General features: G+C 73.5%; 3 protein-coding genes. 2 read left to right on the forward strand and 1 reads right to left on the reverse strand.

Annotation, left to right across the window (positions count from 1 at the left end; genetic code table 11):
- Window positions 1-76 precede the first annotated feature (76 nt).
- Window positions 77-1309 carry a cellulose binding domain-containing protein gene (locus tag AC2CHG_RS30885; protein ID WP_484526148.1) on the reverse strand — a complete coding sequence of 411 codons (1233 nt, stop codon included), beginning with the start codon at window positions 1307-1309 and terminating at the stop codon, window positions 77-79.
- Window positions 1310-1654: 345 nt separating this feature from the next.
- On the opposite strand from AC2CHG_RS30885, the gene AC2CHG_RS30890 reads away from it, so the two are divergent.
- Complete coding sequence (locus AC2CHG_RS30890; RefSeq protein ID WP_262015014.1) at window positions 1655-1993, forward strand: PadR family transcriptional regulator; 339 nt, start codon at window positions 1655-1657, stop codon at window positions 1991-1993.
- Complete coding sequence (locus AC2CHG_RS30895; protein WP_484526149.1) at window positions 1990-2967, forward strand: DUF1700 domain-containing protein; 978 nt, start codon at window positions 1990-1992, stop codon at window positions 2965-2967. Before AC2CHG_RS30890 ends, AC2CHG_RS30895 begins: the two co-directional genes overlap by 4 nt.
- The last annotated feature ends 8 nt before the right edge of the window (window positions 2968-2975 follow it).

Here is a 2975-nt window from a genome sequence, read left to right on the forward strand (position 1 = left end):
CGGGGCCCGGGGTGCGCGGCTACCCTTTCCCCCCGGGGGGGGGCCGGCGGACGGCCGCCGGCCCCGCCGAGATGGTTCAGCTACCGGTGCAGGTGGCGGTGGCGCCGCCGCCGGTCCCGGTGCCCTGGAAGCCGAAGGTGGTGCTCTGCCCCGCGCCGAGCCGTCCGTTGTAACTCTGGTTCGCCACGGTGACGGTGCCGCTGGTGCCGCTGGGCACGCCGTTCCACAGCGAGCTGATCGCGGCGCCGCCGGGCAGGGTGAGCGTGACGCGCCAGCCGGTCAGCGCGGTGCTCCCCGCGGTCACCGTCACGCCTGCGACGAACCCGCCGTTCCACTGGTCCTGGACGGCGTAGACGGCGGTGCAGGAGGCCCCGCCCGGCGGCGGCGGGGTGGTGGGCGGCGGTGTGGTCGGCGGCGGCGTGGTGGGCGGTGGGGTCGTGGGCGGGGGAGTGGTGGGTGGCGGCGCGTCCAGCGTCAGGTTCTTCTGCTGGACGCTCCACTGCGTGCGGCACAGACCGCAGTCGGGGCCGACGAAGTTGGCGCCGGCGCTGATGTCGCCCTTCAGGCGCCACTTGAGATAGAGCACCGCGACCCGGCCGAACTCGCCGCCGTTGGGCTGGTCGTACGTGCCGCCGTGCCCGACGTTCAGGTTGCCCATGAAGGCGGGCAGCCCGGACGGCAGCTTGCCCCAGTCGTCCATCGCGTTCGGGTAGGCGATGTCGCTGGGCCCACCGATGAAGTACGCGATCGGCTTGGTCAGGCGCCGCAACTGGTAGTCGTCGGCGTCGTTGAGCAGGCCGCTGCTGAAGATGCCGGTGGTGGTGATGCGCGGGTCGTTCGAGACCGCGTACGCCTCGACGCCGCCACAGGAGAACCCGGCCACGGCGATCTTGGTGGTGTCGATCCGGTTGTAGTACTTGCTCCCCGACCGCGAGTTCTCCGCCACCGCCCAGTCGATGGACTGGGTGAGCATCTGCGCGTTCGTGGAGCCGGAGCCGTTCGGTGCGCCGTTGGCGATGGCGAGGAAGCCGTGGGAGGCGATCTCGCGCAGGAAGTTGCCCTGCGACAGCCCGTTCGCCGAGCAGGCACCGTTGCCCCAGACCAGGACGGGAAGGCGCTCGGACGGGAGCGTCTGGGGACGGAAGATGGTGTGGTTGGGCAGGCTCGACGAGGTCTCGTAGTCGGCGGGGTAGGGCCCCGAGCCGCCGATCGCGGCGCCCGCGGGTGTCGCGCCGAGCGCCACGACCACGGAGGCGAGCGGGACGAGGGCGGCCGCCAGCCCCGCGTAGATCTTCGATCTTCTTCTCATGCGTCCTCCAGGGGACGTCGTGACGGCGCTCCCTGGACGGTGGTGGTGGCGGTGTGCCGGCCACGTCGGTGTGGCGCCGCCGCGATGCGTCCCAGCGGAGGGACCGGCGGGAGCTTTGCAGTTACTATCACCGCCGTAACGAAATGTGTCAATGCACGTCGATCGATGTCCGACACTCGAATCGCCGCAGGCCGCGCCGGACGACCTGTTCCGGGGCTGGACGACGCGCGGCACCTTCGTCTCGTACCGGACGCTCTGACCGGCCCCGGTCCGCGGTGCGCCGAGCGCGGCGTGCCGCGGACCCCTCGCGCCACATGTCTTGCATAGCAAGGTATCTTGCGTCGCATGGACGGCGCACGTGAGCGGATCACCACGAACATCCGCAAGGGCGTGCTGGAGTACTGCGTGCTCGCGTTGCTCTCGCGACGCGACATGTACGGCCTGGAACTGGCCGAGTGGCTCGCCGTCCGCGACCTGACCGCGAGTGAGGGCAGCCTCTATCCGCTGCTCGCCCGCATGCGGCAGGCGGGCACGGTGGAGACCCGGTGGGTGGCGCCCGAGCAGGGGCACGCCCGGCGGTACTACACGATCACCGATCAGGGGCGGGCGCACCTGCGGATGTTCGCGGCGGTGTGGCGGGAGATCCAGCCGCACGTGGACGAGCTGATGGCGGAGGAGACATGAGCGACGACGGCCTCCCGGAGGCGGCGGAGACCTATCTGCGGGCCCTCGACGCGGAGTTGTCGGAGATCCCGCCGGACGCGGCACGCGAGATCGTCGCGGACGTCCGCGCGCACATCGCCGACGCGCTCGACAGCGGACGCGACACCGCCGAGATCCTCGCCGGACTCGGCGCACCGGGCGCGGTGGCGGGCCAGGCGCGGGAGGAACTGGGCCTGCCGGTCCAGGACGGCGCGGAGCGGGCCGCCCGGACGCTGTCAGTGGTCGCGGTGGCCGCCGGTGTGCTGATCGCCGTGTGCGTCAGCTTCCTGCTGCCGTCCGCGGTGCCGGTGGACCCGTTCGGCGCGGACTCCGGCGAGCAGGGCGTCGTCCGGCGGTTCGGCCCCGGCATCGCGCTGCTCACGCTGCTGCCGGCGCTCCTCGTGGCCGCGCCGCTCGTGCTGCAGGGCCGGGCCCGCGGCGCGGCCCGGTTCGCCGGCGCGGCGGCGCTGACGCTGTTCGCCTGCGCGTCCGGCGAGATCGGGCTGTACTACTTCCCGCTCGCGCTGGTGGCCGGGGCGGCGGCGCTCGTGCCGTGGGCGATGCGGCGCGGCGCCGGTGGACGCTGGTGGCGCTACCTGACCGGCGGCGTCGTGGCGATGCCCGGCGTGCTCGTGACCGTCGCGACCGCAGGTGGCTCGGTCGGCGTCGGCTGGGTGGGCGCGGCGCTGTGGATCGCCGGGCCCCTCGTCGTCGGCGCGCTGTGCGCGTGCGGGATCCGGGCGGGGTACGCGGTGACCGCCCTGGCCGGCGCGCTCGTCATGATCTCCGCGATGGCCGAGCGCGGCTTCCTGTTCGCCGCGTTCTGGCTGTTCGGCGGGCTGTACCTGGCGATCGGCGCCGGCGCGTATGCCGCGTCGCAGCCGGCCGGCGGCGAACCGGCCGGCACACCCGGTTCACCGGCACCGGCGCGACCCGCGCCCGCCCCCGGCGGCTGACCCGGGGC

Source organism: Micromonospora sp. ATLC20 (assembly GCF_057196585.1).

Bases quoted from the DNA above. Each gene is read 5' to 3' on its own strand.
- AC2CHG_RS30890 (WP_262015014.1), top strand. From the start codon at position 1,655: ATGGACGGCGCACGTGAGCGGATCACCACGAACATCCGCAAGGGCGTG.
- AC2CHG_RS30895 (WP_484526149.1), top strand. From the start codon at position 1,990: ATGAGCGACGACGGCCTCCCGGAGGCGGCGGAGACCTATCTGCGGGCC.
- AC2CHG_RS30885 (WP_484526148.1), bottom strand. From the start codon at position 1,309: ATGAGAAGAAGATCGAAGATCTACGCGGGGCTGGCGGCCGCCCTCGTC.